Annotated in this window: 14 protein-coding genes and 1 pseudogene; 8 read left to right on the top strand and 7 right to left on the bottom strand. The window is 73.1% G+C overall.

Annotation, left to right across the window (positions count from 1 at the left end; genetic code table 11):
• The first annotated feature begins 108 nt into the window (after positions 1 to 108).
• The 3 genes from AB0472_RS39510 to AB0472_RS39520 all read left to right on the top strand — a co-directional run bounded on the left by AB0472_RS39510 (position 109) and on the right by AB0472_RS39520 (position 4241).
• Positions 109 to 897, top strand: a complete 789-nt coding sequence (locus AB0472_RS39510) for a glucose 1-dehydrogenase (protein ID WP_366364114.1) — start codon at positions 109 to 111, stop codon at positions 895 to 897.
• 101 nt (positions 898 to 998) lie between these two features.
• A complete protein-coding gene (gene pepN, locus AB0472_RS39515; protein WP_366364116.1) occupies positions 999 to 3572 on the top strand; it encodes an aminopeptidase N in 2574 nt (857 codons plus the stop codon).
• A gap of 210 nt (positions 3573 to 3782) precedes the next feature.
• Positions 3783 to 4241, top strand: a complete 459-nt coding sequence (locus AB0472_RS39520) for a DUF5707 domain-containing protein (RefSeq protein WP_366364118.1) — start codon at positions 3783 to 3785, stop codon at positions 4239 to 4241.
• A 29-nt stretch (positions 4242 to 4270) separates the two neighbouring features.
• On the opposite strand, the gene AB0472_RS39525 is transcribed toward AB0472_RS39520, so the two are convergent.
• A complete protein-coding gene (locus AB0472_RS39525; RefSeq protein WP_366364120.1) occupies positions 4271 to 5764 on the bottom strand; it encodes an FAD-dependent monooxygenase in 1494 nt (497 codons plus the stop codon).
• A 144-nt stretch (positions 5765 to 5908) separates the two neighbouring features.
• Between AB0472_RS39525 and AB0472_RS39530 the strand changes: the two genes are divergently transcribed.
• Positions 5909 to 6520, top strand: coding sequence for a TetR family transcriptional regulator (locus AB0472_RS39530; protein WP_366364122.1), 612 nt, complete (start codon positions 5909 to 5911; stop codon positions 6518 to 6520).
• Positions 6521 to 6663: 143 nt separating this feature from the next.
• Here the strand turns inward: AB0472_RS39530 and AB0472_RS39535 are convergent, their stop codons facing one another.
• Positions 6664 to 6915: a hypothetical protein gene (locus tag AB0472_RS39535; RefSeq protein ID WP_366364124.1), complete on the bottom strand. Its 252-nt coding sequence runs from the start codon at positions 6913 to 6915 to the stop codon at positions 6664 to 6666.
• A gap of 133 nt (positions 6916 to 7048) precedes the next feature.
• Here AB0472_RS39535 and AB0472_RS39540 point away from each other — a divergent pair, with 133 nt between their 5' ends.
• Positions 7049 to 8068, top strand: coding sequence for an SDR family oxidoreductase (locus AB0472_RS39540; protein WP_366364126.1), 1020 nt, complete (start codon positions 7049 to 7051; stop codon positions 8066 to 8068).
• On the opposite strand, the gene AB0472_RS39545 is transcribed toward AB0472_RS39540, so the two are convergent.
• The 4 genes from AB0472_RS39545 to AB0472_RS39560 all read right to left on the bottom strand — a co-directional run bounded on the left by AB0472_RS39545 (position 8059) and on the right by AB0472_RS39560 (position 12351).
• The gene (locus AB0472_RS39545) at positions 8059 to 9102 is read right to left on the bottom strand and encodes a WYL domain-containing protein (RefSeq protein WP_366364128.1); all 1044 of its coding nucleotides are present in this window, start codon (positions 9100 to 9102) and stop codon (positions 8059 to 8061) included. The genes AB0472_RS39540 and AB0472_RS39545 overlap by 10 nt on opposite strands.
• Before the next feature lie 125 nt (positions 9103 to 9227).
• Positions 9228 to 11273 (bottom strand): 4-alpha-glucanotransferase, encoded by a 2046-nt coding sequence (gene malQ, locus AB0472_RS39550; protein WP_366364131.1) that lies wholly within the window; start codon positions 11271 to 11273, stop codon positions 9228 to 9230.
• A complete protein-coding gene (locus AB0472_RS39555; RefSeq protein WP_366364196.1) occupies positions 11274 to 11483 on the bottom strand; it encodes a hypothetical protein in 210 nt (69 codons plus the stop codon).
• A gap of 331 nt (positions 11484 to 11814) precedes the next feature.
• On the bottom strand, positions 11815 to 12351 hold the full coding sequence (locus AB0472_RS39560; RefSeq protein WP_093502957.1) for an HNH endonuclease: 537 nt from the start codon (positions 12349 to 12351) through the stop codon (positions 11815 to 11817).
• Positions 12352 to 12716: 365 nt separating this feature from the next.
• On the opposite strand from AB0472_RS39560, the gene AB0472_RS39565 reads away from it, so the two are divergent.
• Positions 12717 to 13820, top strand: coding sequence for a mechanosensitive ion channel family protein (locus AB0472_RS39565; protein ID WP_366364133.1), 1104 nt, complete (start codon positions 12717 to 12719; stop codon positions 13818 to 13820).
• A gap of 385 nt (positions 13821 to 14205) precedes the next feature.
• Positions 14206 to 14343 (top strand): annotated as a pseudogene (locus AB0472_RS39570) (ABC transporter permease); the annotation flags it as partial.
• 167 nt (positions 14344 to 14510) lie between these two features.
• Here AB0472_RS39570 and AB0472_RS39575 read toward each other — a convergent pair.
• A complete protein-coding gene (locus AB0472_RS39575) occupies positions 14511 to 15047 on the bottom strand; it encodes a hypothetical protein (RefSeq protein WP_366364135.1) in 537 nt (178 codons plus the stop codon).
• Between the two features lie 249 nt (positions 15048 to 15296).
• Between AB0472_RS39575 and AB0472_RS39580 the strand changes: the two genes are divergently transcribed.
• A complete protein-coding gene (locus AB0472_RS39580; protein WP_366364137.1) occupies positions 15297 to 16124 on the top strand; it encodes a hypothetical protein in 828 nt (275 codons plus the stop codon).
• Positions 16125 to 16261 lie beyond the last annotated feature (137 nt).

Below are 16261 nucleotides of genomic sequence, written 5' to 3' on the forward strand. Positions count from 1 at the left end.
CCCGTCCTGCCTGGTCGCGCCCACGCGGCGGAGCCGCATGTCGGCACAGCCCCGCGCCCCTGAAGGGGCGCGGATGCTCACGTTCGTCATCCAGGGGAGCCACCACATATGAGCAACAGCCGACCGTCGTGTGACAGGTCGCTTGTCCTCGACGGCAAGGTCGCCATGATCACCGGGGCGTCCAGTGGGATCGGGGCGGCTGCCGCGCGGTTGTTCGCGCGGGAGGGGGCGGCGGTCGTGGTGACGGCGCGGCGCGTGGAGCGGCTGCGGGCGCTTGCCGAGGAGATCTCGGCCGGCGGCGGCCGGGCGCTGGCCGTGCCGGCGGACGTGGCCTCGGCCGCGGACGTCGAGCGGGTGGTCCGTTCGGCCGTCGACGCCTTCGGGCACCTGGACTGCGCCTTCAACAACGCCGGGTTCGGCACCGCGGGCACCGAGCTGCACGAGACCGGCCAGGACGTCTACGAGCAGACCATGGACGTCAACGTGCGCGGGGTCTGGAACTGCCTGCGCTTCCAGATCCCCGAGATGCTGGGGGCCGGCGGCGGCACGATCGTCAACACGTCGAGTGTCGCGGGGCAGCGGGCCACCGGGGCGTCGGCGGCGTACGTGGCGGCCAAGCACGCGGTCCTCGGGCTCACCCGGGCGGCCGCGGCCGAGTACGCGGAGCGCGGCATCCGGGTCAACGCGCTGGTGGTGGGCAGTACCCGTACCGAGATGATGGACCGGGCCGTGCGGACCATGCCGGAGCTGCGGGAGCGGTTCGAGGACGAGACGCTCCAAAAGCGCATGGCGGGACCGGCGGAGGTCGCCGAGGCCGCGCTCTGGCTGTGCAGCGACCGCGCCTCCTTCGTCACCGGCGCGGCGATGCCGGTCGACGGCGGCACGACGGCGGCCTGACGGCGGCGGCCCCGCGCGATCTCTGGGGTTTTCCCTCGTCGCCCTCCTCCCCGGTCCCGTGGAAGGATGGCGCAACCCACACATAACGAGGAGATGACCGCGTGCCTGGCACAAACCTGACTCGCGAAGAGGCACAGCAGCGGGCGAAGCTGCTCACCGTTGACTCGTACGAGATCGATCTCGACCTCTCCGGCGCGCAGGAGGGCGGTACCTACCGGTCCGTGACCACGGTGCGCTTCGACGTCGCCGAATCCGGCGCCGCGTCCTTCATCGACCTGGTGGCCCCCGCGGTCCACGAGGTCGCCCTGAACGGTGACGCCCTCGACCCCGCCGAGGTCTTCGCGGACTCCCGGATCGCGCTGCCGGGGCTGCTGGAGGGCCGCAACATCCTGCGGGTCGTGGCCGACTGCGCGTACACCAACACGGGTGAGGGCCTGCACCGGTTCGTCGACCCGGTCGACGAGCAGGCCTACCTGTACACCCAGTTCGAGGTGCCGGACGCCCGCCGGGTCTTCGCCTCCTTCGAGCAGCCGGACCTGAAGGCGACCTTCCAGTTCACCGTGAAGGCGCCCAACGGCTGGACGGTCGTCTCGAACTCGCCGACCCCGGAGCCCAAGGACGACGTCTGGGTCTTCGAGCCGACGCCCCGCATCTCGTCGTACATCACCGCCCTCATCGTGGGCCCGTACCACTCGGTGCACAGCGTGTACGAGAAGGACGGCCAGAGCGTGCCGCTCGGCATCTACTGCCGGCCCTCGCTCGCCGAGTTCCTCGACTCGGACGCGATCTTCGAGGTGACCCGGCAGGGCTTCGACTGGTTCCAGGAGAAGTTCGACTACGCGTACCCGTTCACCAAGTACGACCAGCTGTTCGTGCCGGAGTTCAACGCGGGCGCGATGGAGAACGCAGGCGCGGTGACCATCCGCGACCAGTACGTCTTCCGGTCCAAGGTGACCGACGCGGCGTACGAGACGCGGGCCGAGACCATCCTGCACGAGCTGGCCCACATGTGGTTCGGCGACCTGGTCACCATGGAGTGGTGGAACGACCTGTGGCTGAACGAGTCGTTCGCCACGTACACCTCCATCGCCTGCCAGGCGTACGCCCCCGGCTCGCGCTGGCCGCACTCGTGGACGACGTTCGCCAACTCCATGAAGACCTGGGCGTACCGGCAGGACCAGCTGCCCTCCACGCACCCGATCATGGCCGAGATCCGGGATCTCGACGACGTGCTCGTCAACTTCGACGGCATCACGTACGCCAAGGGCGCGAGCGTCCTGAAGCAGCTGGTCGCGTACGTCGGCATGGACGAGTTCTTCAAGGGCGTGCAGGCCTACTTCAAGCGGCACGCGTTCGGCAACACCCGCCTGTCCGACCTGCTGGGCGCTCTGGAGGAGACCTCCGGGCGTGACCTGAGCACCTGGTCGCAGAAGTGGCTGCAGACGGCAGGGATCAACGTCCTGCGCCCGGAGGTGGAGACGGACGCCGACGGTGTCGTCACCTCCTTCGCCATCCGCCAGGAGGCCCCGGCGCTGCCGGCCGGCGCCAAGGGCGAGCCGGTCCTGCGCCCGCACCGGATCGCGATCGGCCTGTACGACCTCGACGAGGCGACCGGCAAGCTGGTGCGCACCGACCGGATCGAGCTGGACGTGGACGGCGGGCTGACCGCCGTACCGCAGTTGTCCGGCCGCCGCCGCCCCGCGGTGTTCCTGCTCAACGACGACGACCTGTCGTACGCCAAGGTCCGCCTCGACGAGGAGTCGCTGCGCTTCGTCACCGAGCACCTCGGCGACTTCGAGTCCTCGCTGCCGCGCGCGCTGTGCTGGGCCTCGGCCTGGGACATGACCCGGGACGCGGAACTGCCCACCCGCGCGTACCTGTCCCTCGTGCTGTCCGGCATCGGCAAGGAGTCGGACATCGGTGTCGTCCAGTCCCTGCACCGCCAGGTGAAGCTCGCCATCGAGCTGTACGCCGACCCGACCGCCCGCGAGGCCCTGCTCACCCGCTGGACCGACGCCACGCTGGCCCACCTGCGGTCCGCCGCGCCGGGCAGCGACCACCAGCTGGCCTGGGCCCGCGCCTTCGCGGCCACGGCCCGCACCCCGGAGCAGCTGGACCTCCTGGACAGCCTGCTGGAGGGCACCCACACCATCGAGGGCCTGGCCGTCGACACCGAACTGCGCTGGGCGTTCGTGGAGCGGCTGGCGACGGTCGGCCGCTTCGACGAGGCGGAGATCGCGGGCGAGTACGAGCGGGACCGGACCGCCGCCGGCGAGCGGCACGCGGCCACCGCCCGCGCCGCCCGCCCGACCGAGGAGGCGAAGGCGGAGGCCTGGGCGTCGGTCATCGACTCCGACAAGCTGCCGAACGCCGTGCAGGAGGCGGTGATCGGCGGCTTCGTCCAGACCGACCAGCGTGAACTGCTGGCGCCGTACACCGACAGGTACTTCGAGATCCTGAAGTCGGTGTGGGACTCCCGCTCGCACGAGATCGCCCAGCAGATCGCGGTCGGCCTCTACCCGTCCCTCCAGGTCTCCCAGGACACCCTGGCCAAGACGGACACCTGGCTGGCGGCGGCCCAGCCGAACGCGGCCCTGGCCCGGCTCGTCTCGGAGTCCCGGGCGGGCGTCGAGCGCGCCCTGAAGGCCCAGGCGGCGGACGCCGCGGCCGAGTAGGCGTACCGCGTCGGGGCGTCCGGTGGGAGTTCCACCGGACGCCCCGCCCTATGCGCGAAGTACCCATCACCCAGGGCGGGTTGAGTATCCGTGCTCACGCCGGGGGCGTCCGCGCGTTGCGAGGATCGACGCAACGGCGCGGCAGTACGCGCCGGGTCCCATCGGCTCGGACGGTCCGAGCCGGCCCGAGCCAGTTGCGGAGAACTCGCCATGTCCCGTCGTATCGCCCTGTCCGTGGTCGCCGGTGTCGTCGTGCTCGGGGGTGCCGGGGCCGTCGCCGTCGCCTACGCCGGCGACCAGGCCCCGGCGCCCGCCCTGTCGCACAGCACCGTCCACTACGCGGCCCCCGGCGCCGGCCACCAGGGCTCGCTCTCCTTCACCACCGAGGTCACCGCGCCCTCCGGCGTGCAGAGCCTGAAGGTGCTGGCCTGGCCGGAGAAGTCCGAGTTCGCCGACAAGCCGCTGACCGCCAAGGACATGGCCTCGGTGGAGTCGGCCACCTGCACGCCGGCCGGCGCTCGCACCGTGCGCTGCGTGTACCGGACCCCGGTGTCCGCCGCCGATGCCGCGTCGTCCGCGCACGGCGCCTGGCACATCGCGGTGCTCGCCACGGCGAAGGACGGGCACACCACTCTCGACACCAGGGCGGCGGACTTCACCCTCGCGTGAACCCGGTCGTCCGCGGCCGCCCCCGGCTCTCAGCCGACGTGGGTGGCCAGCGCCCGCTCGACGTCCGGCGCCTGGGCGTCCTCGCCCGCCCAGGCCACGTATCCGTCGGGACGCACCAGGACGGCCGTACGGCGCCCGCTCCTCCAGTGCGCCACGGCCAGCCGGTCGCCGTACCGCGTGCCCGTGCCGTGCGGATCCGGGCCGGGGTCCGAGCCCGCGGTGACCAGGACGAACCGGCCGCCGCGCAGCGCCTCGTACAGACGGCCGCCGCCGGCCAGGGCGAGGTCGGGAACGCGGATGCCGGTGAGCGGGTGGGCGCCTCGCGGGGCGGGGTAGCGGTAGCCGATGCCGGTGATCTGGGCCATGGCCCGGCGGCGGACCGGCGCGGCGACGCCGAACGCGCGGATGAGTCCGGCGCGCACCGCGAGCATGGGGCCCTTGGCCATCGCCAGGCGGACGATCGCGCCGCTGCTGCGCAGCACGGACCTGCCGACCGGGTGGCGTTCGCTCTGGTAGGTGTCGAGCAGGCCGGGATCCGCGTGGCCCCGCAGCACCGCGGCGAGCTTCCAGCTCAGGTTGGCGGCGTCCTGCAGGCCGGTGTTCATGCCCTGACCGCCGGCCGGGGTGTGCACGTGCGCCGCGTCGCCGGCCAGGAAGACCCGGCCGACCCGGTAGCTGGGCACCTGGCGCTCGTCGCTGTGGAAACGGGACATCCAGCGGGCGTCGTGCATCCCGTAGTCCTTGCCCAGGGCGAGTCGGGTGATCTCCCTGACCTCGTCGAGGCCGACCGGCTCGTGGTCGGGGACGTCGCGGCCGCGGTGCCAGCAGATGACGCGGTAGTAGCCGTCGCCGAAGGGCGCGAGGAACGCGAACGCGTCGCCGACCGCGGCGGCCGTGAGCAGCGTCGGGGGCCGCTCGGCGAGCAGCACGTCGGCGAGGACGACGGACCGGATCGCCGACCTGCCCGGGAACGGCAGCCCGACCGCCTCCCGGACCGCGCTGTGCATGCCGTCGGCGCCGACCACGTACGCGGCCCGCAGGCTCTCGCCGCCCTCGACGTGCACGGTGACCCCGTCCGCGTCCTGGGTCAGGCCGGTCACCTCGCACTCGTTGCGGAAGTCGACGCCCGCCTTCGCCGCCCGGCGCTCCAGCACCTTCTCGACCTCGTACTGCGGGAGGACGAGGACGTGCCGGAAGCGGGAGGGCAGATCGCCCAGGTCGAGGGTGAGGCCGTCGAAGAGGTTGAGGCGGGCGAGCGGCTCACCGACCGCTTCCAGCTCGTCGGCGAGGCCCCGGGCGTCGAGCTGTTCGAGGGCGCGGGCGTGCAGGACGAAGGCGCGGGAGAGGTTGCTGATCTTGTGGGGGCGCTTTTCGAGGAGGGTGACCGGGACGCCGGCGGCGGCGAGGTCACCGGCCAGCAGAAGGCCGGTGGGGCCGGAGCCGACGACGATCACGCGGGGGGTCGGGCCGGTGGCCGGGCCGGTCGTTCCCGGGGTGCCGGGCGTGGCGGGTGTGCCGTTCATGGGGGCCTCCTGGATGTCTGCGCGGCGTTTGCCGACATCCGATGACCAACACTTGTTGGCCAACGCTTGTTGACAAGCCTAGGACGGGCTCCGTTCCACGGTCAACACTTGTTGGCCTACACGTGTTGGCCTACGCTTGTTGGCATGACCGGCACTCCCAGTGGAACCACAGGCCCCGCGAACGGCCCGGCAGGCGGCCCGGCGGCGCGCCGCTCCGACGCCAGCCGCTCCGCCATCCTGGCCGCCGCCCGCGAACGCTTCGCCGCCGACGGCTACGAGCGCGCGACCATCCGCGCCATCGCCAAGGACGCCCGCATCGACCCCTCGATGGTCATGCGCTACTTCGGCAGCAAGGACGGCCTCTTCGCGGCCGCCGTCACGCTCGACCTGCGGATGCCCGACGTGTCCGAGGTGCCGCGCACCGAGGTCGGGCACGCGCTGGTGAACCACTTCCTGGACATCTGGGAGGCGAACGAGGAGCTCACCGCGATGCTGCGGGTCGCCGTCACCAACACGGCGGGGACGGAGCGCCTGCAGGACATCTTCCGGGAGCAGGTGGTGCCGGTGGCGGCGCGGGTGTGCCCGGATCCCGAGCAGGTGGTGACGCGGGCGGGACTGTGCGCCGCCCAGCTGATGGGGCTCGCGCTGACCCGGTACGTGGTGCGGCTGCCGCCGGTCGTGGCGCTCGCGCGCGAGGAGGTCGTGGCGTGGCTCGGGCCGACCGTGCAGCGGTACCTGACCGCGCCGAGCCCCTGAGGAACGCGCCGAGGGCGCCGGTCGGCCCCCGTACGTGCGCCACGTACGGAAGGCGGCCGGCGCCCTCGGTGAAGCGGGGGGCCTCGGTGCGGCGGGGGCCTGGGGACCACCCCTCGGTCCTACGCCTTGGCCTTCGGGTCGGCCTACGCCTTGGCCTTCGGCTTGGTGACCCGGACCTTGGACTTGTCCAGCACCATCACCAGGCCCGCGATGACCGCGAACAGCACGAGCGGTATCAGGACGTAGAGGCCCAGCGTCTGGATGACGCTCAGGCCCTTGCCGGGGTCGTCACCGTCGTCACGCGTGAGCGCGAGGGCGGGCGACGACATGAGCAGCATCATCAGCGTCGTACCGGCAGCCAGGGCGCCGGCGCGCAGGGCGTTCTTCTTGTCCACGAAGCCAAAGTTAGCGGGCCGACCTGGGGGGCGCGCGTCCGGGGGTACCCGTAAGCCGCCCTCGCCCGTGGCACCGGCGGATCCACCGGAAAAGGTGACACGAACTGTCACCCTTGGCGGGCACCGTGGTGCCATGGACAAGGACACCAGCACACAGGACACCGGCACAGAGGACACCGGCAGGCAGGACACCGGCAGGCGGGACCCGGGCGGCCGGGACACCGGCCGGGAAGCCCCGCTCGGCGGCCGGATCGCGCTCGTCGCCGGGGCCACCCGCGGCGCCGGACGTGCCCTCGCGGTGGAGCTCGGGCGCGCCGGCGCCACCGTGTACGTCACCGGCCGCACCACCCGCGAGCGCGCCAGCGAGGTCGGCCGGACCACCGAGACCATCGAGGAGACCGCGGAACTGGTCACCGCGGCCGGCGGCACCGGCACCGCGGTCCCCACCGACCACCTGGACCCGGACCAGGTGACGGTCCTCGTCGAGCGGATCGACCACGAACAGGGGCGGCTCGACATCCTCGTCAACGACCTCTGGGGCGGCGAGCACCTGCTCACCGGCTCCGTCTTCGGCAGGAAGAGCTGGCAGACACCGCTCGCCGACGGCCTGCGCATCCTGGACCTCGGGGTGCGCTCGCACGTGATCACCGCGGCGCTCGCCCTCCCGCTCCTGGTCCGCTCGGACGCGCCGCTGCACGTGGAGGTCACCGACGGCACGGCGGCCTTCAACCGCCGGTACCGGGAGAACCTCTACTACGACCTCGCGAAGACCGCGCCGATCCGCATCGCCTTCGGGCTGGGCCAGGAGCTGGCGGAGTACGGCGGCACGGCGGTCGCGGTCACGCCGGGCTTCCTGCGCTCGGAGCAGATGCTCGCCCATTTCGGGGTGGCCGAGGAGAACTGGCGCGACGCGGTCACCCGGGACCCGCACTTCGCCATCGCCGAGTCGCCCCACTACCTCGCCCGCGCGGTCGCCGCGCTCGCCGCCGACCCCGACCGGGCCGCCCGCTGGAACGGCGGGTCCACCTCCAGCGCGGAGCTCGCCCGGACCTACGGCGTACGGGACGTGGACGGCAGCCGGCCGGACGCCCTGGCGTACTTCGAGGACGTCGTGTACGGCGGGAAGGCCGGCTCCCCGGACGACTACCGCTGATCCTCCGGTTCCGCGGCGTAGACGGCGGCGAGGGCCCGCGCGTGCGCGCGGAAACGGGCCCGCAGGCTCGCCGGGGCCAGCACCTCCACGTCCGCGCCCAGCCCGGTCAGCTGGCCGAAGGCGACGTCCTCGGACTCCACCGGCAGGTCGAGCGTGACCCGCCCGGCGGCGTCCGGCGCGGTCGCGGACGCGGACGCCAGCGCGACGGCCACGCCCGCCGGGTCCGCCACGGCGGGCAGCCGGCGCAGCCCGGTCCCGGTCAGCCGCACGGTGACGGTCGTGCGCAGCAGCGCCCGGGCGAACCCGGCCGCGTGGGCCTGCCAGTGCGCGGCCAGGTCGAAGGACGGGTCGCGGACGAAGGGTTCGCCGGCGCCGGGAGCGGCGGAGAGTGCCGTGACGCGGTCGACGCGGTAGGTGCGCCAGACGCCGTCCCGGCCCGTCGTCCGCTCGGCGGGGACGCGCCCCACGACGTACCAGACCCCCGCTTTCAGGACGAGCCCGTACGGCTCCAGCAGGCGGGTCACCGTGCGAGGCGGCGCGCCGTCCCGGCCCGGCCGCGCGTAGTCCAGTTCGACGGTGCGGTCGGACCACACGGCCCGGGCCAGCTCCGGGAGCAGTTCCGGTGCCGACGGCTCGCGGAACCAGGCCGGGGCGTCCAGGTGGAAGCGGCGCACCGACGACTCGGCCGCCGCGCGCAGCGAGGGGAGCAGGGTGGCGGACAGTTTCAGCCGGGCGGTGTCCGCCGCGTCCGACAGGCCCAGATCGCGCAGGGCCGTGGGCAGGCCGGAGAGGTAGAGCGTCTCCGCCTCGGTGGGGTGCAGCGTGGTGAGCCGGGTGCGGTGGCCCGGCGCCAGGTGGTACCCGCCCGCGCGGCCGCGTTCGGACCGGATGGGGACGCCCGCCTCCTGGAGGGCCTGGGCGTCACGGATCACGGTGCGCCGGGAGACGTCCAGCTCGCGGGCGAGGGCGTCGGCGGTCAGTCCGGGGCTCGACTGGACGAGAAGCGCCATGCGGATCAGGCGGGCGGCACGCATGCCTCAAGGATCGTCGACCGGCGCCATGACCGGTCCCGGGGCCATGACGGTGCCCGGCGCCATGACGGGTTTTCGGGGCCACGACGGGGCCCGGCGTCGGGGGGCCGCCCGACGCCGGGTCGTCGTCACGCCGTGGACGGGCTGTCCGTGTGCAGGGTCCGGAACAGTGCCCGTACCCGCTCGGAGGCCGTCAGCTCCTCCAGGGTGACCGGGCGGCCCTTCGTGTCGGCGATCGGCAGGCGCCAGTTCGGGTACTGGTCCCAGGTGCCGGGGAGGTTCTGGGGTCGGCGGTCGCCGACGGTGTCCGGGAGCCAGACGCCGATCATGCGGGCCGGGGTGCGGAGCAGGAAGCGGTGCACGGCCCGGATCTCGGCCTCCTCGTCGCCGGACTCGGACGCGGCGATCAGGCCCAGGCGGGTCAGCAGGGCCAGCCACTCGGCGATGTCGGCCGCCGCCTCGGCCCGTTCCTCGGCGAGCGGGCGGGTGAGGAGCCCGAGGCGGTCGCGCAGTTCGACGTGTTCGCCGGTGAGGCGGGCGGCGGTGGGCGGCAGGTCGTGGGTGGTGGCGGTGGCGAGGCAGTCGGCGCGCCAGGCTTCCGGGGGCAGCGGGCGGCCGTCGCCCGCCCAGTCCCGTTCGAACCAGAGCACGGACGTGCCGAGCACCCCGTGCCGCTGGAGCGTCTCGCGCACCCCGGGCTCCACCGTGCCCAGGTCCTCCCCGATCACCACCGCTCCGGCGCGGGTCGCCTCCAGGGCCAGCAGGGCGAGCATGGCCTCGGCGTCGTAGCGGACGTAGGTGCCCTCCGTGGGCGGCCGGCCCTCGGGCACCCACCACAGCCGGAACAGGCCCATCACGTGGTCGATACGCAGGGCGCCTGCGTAGCGGAAGAGGGCGCGCAGGAGTTCACGGAAGGGGGCGTGGCCGGAGGCGGCGAGGCGGTCGGGGCGCCAGGGCGGCAGGCCCCAGTCCTGGCCGCGGGCGTTGAAGGCGTCGGGCGGGGCGCCGACGGACATCCCGGCCGCGAAGTAGTCCTGCTGGGCCCAGGCGTCGGCGCCCGCGGGGTGCACGCCGACGGCGAGGTCGTGCACGATCCCGACCGGCATCCCGGCCGCGCGGGCGGCCCGCTGGGCGGCGGTGAGCTGGGTGACGGTGAGCCAGGCGAGGCGGGCGTGGAAGCCGACGCGGGCGGCCAGCTCGGTGCGGGCGCGGGCGGTCTCCGGCGAGCGCGGGTCGCGCAGGGCCCCGGGCCACCGGTGCCAGTCGGAGCCGTGCACCTCGGCGAGGGCGTACCAGGTGGCGTGGTCCTCCAGGGCCTGCCCCTCCGCGGCGCGGAAGGCGTCGTAGGCGGCCTGCCGGTCCGGGGCGAGCGGCGCGGCGGCCGCTGTCTCCAGCGCCTCCCGCTTCAGCTCCCACACGGCGTCCCGGTCGATGAGGGCGCCCTGGTCGAGGACGGCGGAGCGCAGGTGACCGGCGCGGTCCGTGAGGGAGCCGGTCCCGGTGTACTCGGGTACGGCCTCCGGCCGCAGGTGCACCGGGTCGGGGAACCGGCGGGAGGAGGGCCGGTAGGGCGACGGGTCGGTGGGGGCGCCCGGTACGGCCGCGTGCAGGGGGTTGACCTGCACGAACCCGGCGCCCGCGGTGCGTCCGGCCCAGTCGGCCAGGTCGGCGAGGTCACCGAGGTCGCCCATGCCCCAGGAGCGGCGGGAGAGCAGCGAGTAGAGCTGGACGAGGATCCCGTACGAGCGGCCGGCGGGGGTGGGCAGCCGGTCGGGGGCGACGACGAGGTGGGAGCGGGCGACGCGGCCGTCGGGTGCGGCGGCGGTCAGCAGGTGCACCCCGGGCGGCAGGCCCGCCACGTCCGCCCGGCTCTCCCCGTCCTCCGTCCGCACCTCCAGGCGGGTGCCCGCGGGCAGGCCGAGGTCGATCCCGCCGGTGCCCGCCCAGTGGACGACGGTCGGCGGCAGCAGCCGCCCGGCGAGCTCCCGCTCCCGGTCGGCGAGGGCGGCGCGGACGGCCTCCGGGCCGCTCGCGTCGACGCCCAGGGCGCCCAGCGCGGCGGTCACGGCACCGGCGGAGGCGGCGACCGTACGGTCCGGGGCGGGGCTGTAGGAGGTGGCGACGCCGTGCAGCTCCGCGAGCCGGCACAGCCCGGGGTCCAGGGCTTCGTTCATCTACAACCCCGGCTCGCTGGTCAGCGGCACCGCGTCGGCCAGCGGCGGCTCACTGGTGAGGGGCTCGGCGTCGGGCAGCGGCGGCTCGCTGGTGAGCGGGGCCTCGGCGCAGGCGCTCTCGGCGCTGAACACGCACAGGTGGGGCTCCTCCTCGGTCCGCACCGGGGGTTTGAACTGGGCCGGGATCGGATGATGAACCGTTGCGGCCACGGCGGCCTCCTCGTCTGTCCTCGGGTGGGGCGGCGGTTGCCGCCGGGTGAGAGGAGCCCTACCCCGTCGTCGCGAGGGCACGCGTGACGCCCGGCACCGCCCCGCGAACGGACCGCGTCGGGCCAGGCGGAGGGTCGGGGCGGCGCCGTGCGCCTCGGCTCGGCGGGGGGGCGCACGGAAGCGCGGTGGCGGTGCGGGCGCAGCCGGGCGCCGGGGCGCCCGCGGTGGACGCGTCCGCGGCGGGCGGCGCGCTGTGCGGCGTACGGGGTGCGCGTGCCGGAGGACCCCGTGGCCGTGCGGGCAGCCACGGGGTATGCGAAAGCCCGGATCGTCAGGCGGAGATGCCGTCGATCCGGGCCAGGGCGTCGTCCGCGCCGTACGGCTGCAAGTACGGCAGCCAGCGCGGGTCCCTATGGCCGGTCCCGATGATGCGCCAGGCGAGGCCGGTGGGTGGGGCTGGTTTGTGCCGCAGCCGCCAGCCGATCTCGAAGAGATGGCGGTCGGCCTTGACGTGGTTGCAGCGGCGGCAGGACGCCACCACGTTGTCCCAGACGTGCTGACCCCCGCGGCTGCGCGGGATGACGTGGTCGACGCTGGTTGCGACGCCACCGCAGTACATGCACCGGCCCCCGTCGCGCGCGAAGAGCGCCCTGCGGGTGAGAGGAACGGGCCCCCGGTAGGGAACCCGTACGAATCGCTTGAGCCGGACCACGCTGGGTGCGGGGACTGTGACGGTCGCGCTGTGCATATAGGCGCCCGATTCCTCCAAGGCGACGGCCTTGTTCTCCAGGACGAGGATGAGCGCGCGGCGGAGCGGTACGACGCCGAGCGGCTCGTACGACGCGTTGAGGACCAGGACATGCGGCACGGGTGCCTCCTTGGGCGTCGGCGGCGCGTGGCTCGCGCCGGGACGATCTGTGGCCAGTCTCCCCTCATGCCTGGTGGACGCGCCACCATCTCCCGGTAACGGGCTGGGAGTGTTTTCGACCACACCGCATTCATCCCCCGGTCGCACCCTGTTTCAAGCGGGCCTGTTCAGCGGGCCTGTTCACGCCTTGGTGAGAAGCGGGCGTGAGCGCGGTCTCTCCTTCTGGTATCGGCCCGGCCCACACACGATGCCCCGTTAGTGTGGTGTTCCTGTCCGTCCGGTGACCTTTCCGTGACCTGGAACGCCGTATCTGACCCTGATCGCCGTGCCGGAGGGCAGTACCGCACCGCCTGGAGGTACCCGCCGTGTCCTTGCCCGCCGCCCTGCTGGCCGCCGGTTCGTCGCCGTCGCCGTCTCCCTCGGAGTCGGAGACAGCGACCGTGCCCACGCTCCAGGACGCCCAGGAGAGTGCCGCACACACGGCCAGCTGGGTCGAGCAGAACTGGTCGACGTGGCTGGCGATCGGGCTGAAAGTGCTGCTGGTCCTGGTGATCGCGGTGGTGCTCAGAAAGGTCGTGCTGCGGGCGATAACCAAGTTCATCGACCGGATGAACCGGACGGTCGAGTCGGCGGAGGGCACCACCCTCGGCGGGCTGCTGGTCAACGCCGAGCGGCGGCGGCAGCGGTCGCAGGCGATCGGGTCGGTGCTGCGGTCGGTGGCGAGCTTCCTGATCCTCGGCACGGCCGCGCTGATGGTGCTGAGCAGCTTCCAGATCGACCTGGCCCCGCTGCTGGCCTCCGCCGGTGTCGCCGGTGTCGCGATCGGCTTCGGCGCCCGGAACCTGGTCACGGACTTCCTGTCCGGCGTGTTCATGATCCTGGAGGACCAGTACGGCGTCGGTGACTCGATCGACTCGGGCGTGGCCTCCGGCGAGGTGGTCGAGGTCGGCCTGCGTGTGACGAAGCTGCGCGGGGCCAGCGGGGAGATCTGGTACGTGCGCAACGGCGAGATCAAGCGGATCGGCAACCTCTCGCAGGGCTGGGCCACGGCGGGCGTCGACGTCACCGTGCGGTCCGGCGAGGACCTGGACCGGGTCCGGGCCACCCTCGACGAGGTCGCCGAGAAGATGGCCAAGGAAGAGCCCTGGAACGAGGTCCTGTGGAGCCCGATCGAGGTGCTCGGCCTGGACTCCGTGCTCATCGACTCGATGGTGGTCCGCGTCTCCGCGAAGACCATGCCGGGCAAGGCGCTGACCGTGGAGCGCGAGCTGCGCTGGCGGATCAAGCGGGCGTTCGACGCGGCGCACATCCGCATCGTGGGCGGCGAGACGGCCGTCCTCCTGGACGAGGAGGTCCCCGACCCGACGGCCGCGGTGGCCGCCCCGTCGGCCTTCTCCAACGCGGACTCCCCGCAGGCGGCCGCGGCGACCCCGATCACTTCACCCCGGTCGGCGACGCCCGGGAAGTAGCGGAACGGTTCAGCACACTCGTTCGAGTGAACGGTGGGGCATTCCGGCGTCTTACGACGTCCGGGGTGCCCCACCGTTCTGCCGGGGCACCCATGGCGGGCTTGGCCTGGCGTCAGCGTGAGGAGAACCAGGGACGAGCGCCGAGCCGATCATGGAGAAGATCATGACGGAGCAGGACCCCATCGATCCGCTGATCGCGATCGAGGAGGCGTCGTCAGCGCCGATTCGACCCGAGTACATCGAGGGGACGGTCATCGTGCCGCCGCAGCCGGACAACCAGCACAGCGACGGCGCCGTCAAGCTCGCTGTCCAGTTCTTCACGGCGGGGCTCGATATGGCGGGCATGGGCAATGGCTGTCGAGGAGCACACCAGGACGGCAGCACCATGGCCCTCGTCATCGGGTTCATCGCCTGGGGCACCATCGCGAAGATCGTGCGCGCCCAGACACTCACCCTGAAGGGGCTCGACCACGTCGCCGCCGCACGGCTCAGCGGCTGGAGCGCCTGGCGCATCGCCCGCCGCACGAAGACCGCCCACCGCTACACCGACCCCGTCCTCCCCGGCGACGACCCGACCGAGGCCTACTACAGGACCGACGAGAAGGTGGACCTCGGCGATCCGCTTCCCCTCCCGGCGCCCTGCCCGACCCTCGGCACCGCCGCCTTCCACGGCGACTGAAGGGCCTCGGCTCAACGGCCTTCGAGCGTGCGCACTATCTGGCAGAGCGCGATGAACGCGGCGCCCCGGAAGAGGACGACATCAGCGCCGAGGCGTCGGCCGGCGCGGACCTCGACGTGGGTCTCCCCCGTCGACTCGACGTAGGTGGCCGTCCCGTCGGCGCACGCCCGGCTCCGGAACGGGCGCCACCCGAAGCGGACCGGGTTGCCGCCGCCGACCTCGGACGCCCGCCGGGCCAGGTCCAGTTCGGCGCGGACGCGGGAGAGCGGAATGCCGGAGAGGGTGTGCGTCTGGGTGCCGTTCAGCGCGTTCGCGGAGACCTCGACGCCCAGTCCGCGCGCCACGCGCACAAGCGATCGGGTCCGCCAGGCCGCCCACAGCAGGGAGAGCAGCAGCCACACCAGCCCGAGCTGGGCCGCCTCACCCAGGGCCGACCAGGTGATGCCGTCGTCGATGAAGGCGATGACGCACATCGTGAGCATCAGGGACACGAAGTCGGCGAAGGTGCTCCGCAGCAGTCGTACGAAGAGCCTTCTTCGAGGGGTCATGTCCAGCCGCCGTTCTCCGGGTCGGTATCGGGTCCAAGAGCAGCAAGCCGTACGAAGGGCCTGCTTGACCAGGGGCGACGGACATCGTGACGCAGCCGTGATCACAAACCGGCCGCCGGCCGGATTCAGACGATCTTCACGGGTCCCCCGCGCTCTCCCCGCATCCGCGATGATCTATGGTCAGCCCACTGCGGGCCCTTGTTCTGGAGCGCGACGTCGCCCGGGGGCCCGTCTCGAATGTGGGGAAACATGAGAAAGCTCGCCATAGGCGCCGCCGTGTCCGGTGCCCTGGCCCTGGCCGGCATCGCGGCGCCCGCCGCCTCGGCCGCCACTCCGGACCTGGTCTTCTCCGGCGTGACCGTGAACAAGGGCAAGGCGATCGTGGTCGGCACCGCGAGGACGGTGAACGTGCCGGTGACCTACACCCTGACCCGGCCCGCCGGCCTGGTCGTCGACAACAAGAAGACGTTCGCCGCGGTGGTGCTCTACCGCGGCACGCTGCGGACGCTCGACAACGAGCTGGACCCGGCGGTCATGCCGGTCTGCACGACGACCGCCACCACGGACACCACGGTCACCGAGAGCTGCACCGAGACCGTCCCGGTCGACCCGGGCGACTCCCTGTACGAGGCCGCGGACGCCACCACCTGGAAGGCCGGGGGCCTGTACGCCCACTTCGACGGCACCGTCTCGGACGACTTCCTCAGCTCCGAGTCCGACGTGGCCATGTGGGGCAGCCTCGCCGGCGTGAAGGTGCAGCGCGCCGCCAGGCTGACCGCCGACGCCTCGCCGGAGCCGGTCGCCAAGGGGAAGACGATCACCGTCAGGGGCAAGCTGACCCGGGCGGACTGGGACTCCCTGTCGTACAAGGGCTACTCGGGCCAGAAGGCCGTCCTGCAGTTCCGCGCGGAGGGCGGCAGGACCTACGCGAACGTGAAGACGATCACCTCCGGCACCGGCGGCGCCCTGTCCACCACGGTGAAGGCGTCGAAGAGCGGCTACTACCGGTACGTCTTCGCGGGTACGACGACCACCGCGGCGGCGACGGCCACGGGTGACCACATCAAGGTGAAGTGACGGCCCACCGCCGCCGACCTCTCCAGCAGGGCCCGTCCGGACGCTCCGGGCGGGCCCTTCGCATGCCCCCCTCACCCAGGCCTTCGCATGCCCAAGCGCAGGTAACGACTGGGTTGCCGCCGCGGCGGGCTATTGAC

Source organism: Streptomyces sp. NPDC086777 (assembly GCF_040702065.1).
Taxonomy (GTDB): domain Bacteria; phylum Actinomycetota; class Actinomycetes; order Streptomycetales; family Streptomycetaceae; genus Streptomyces.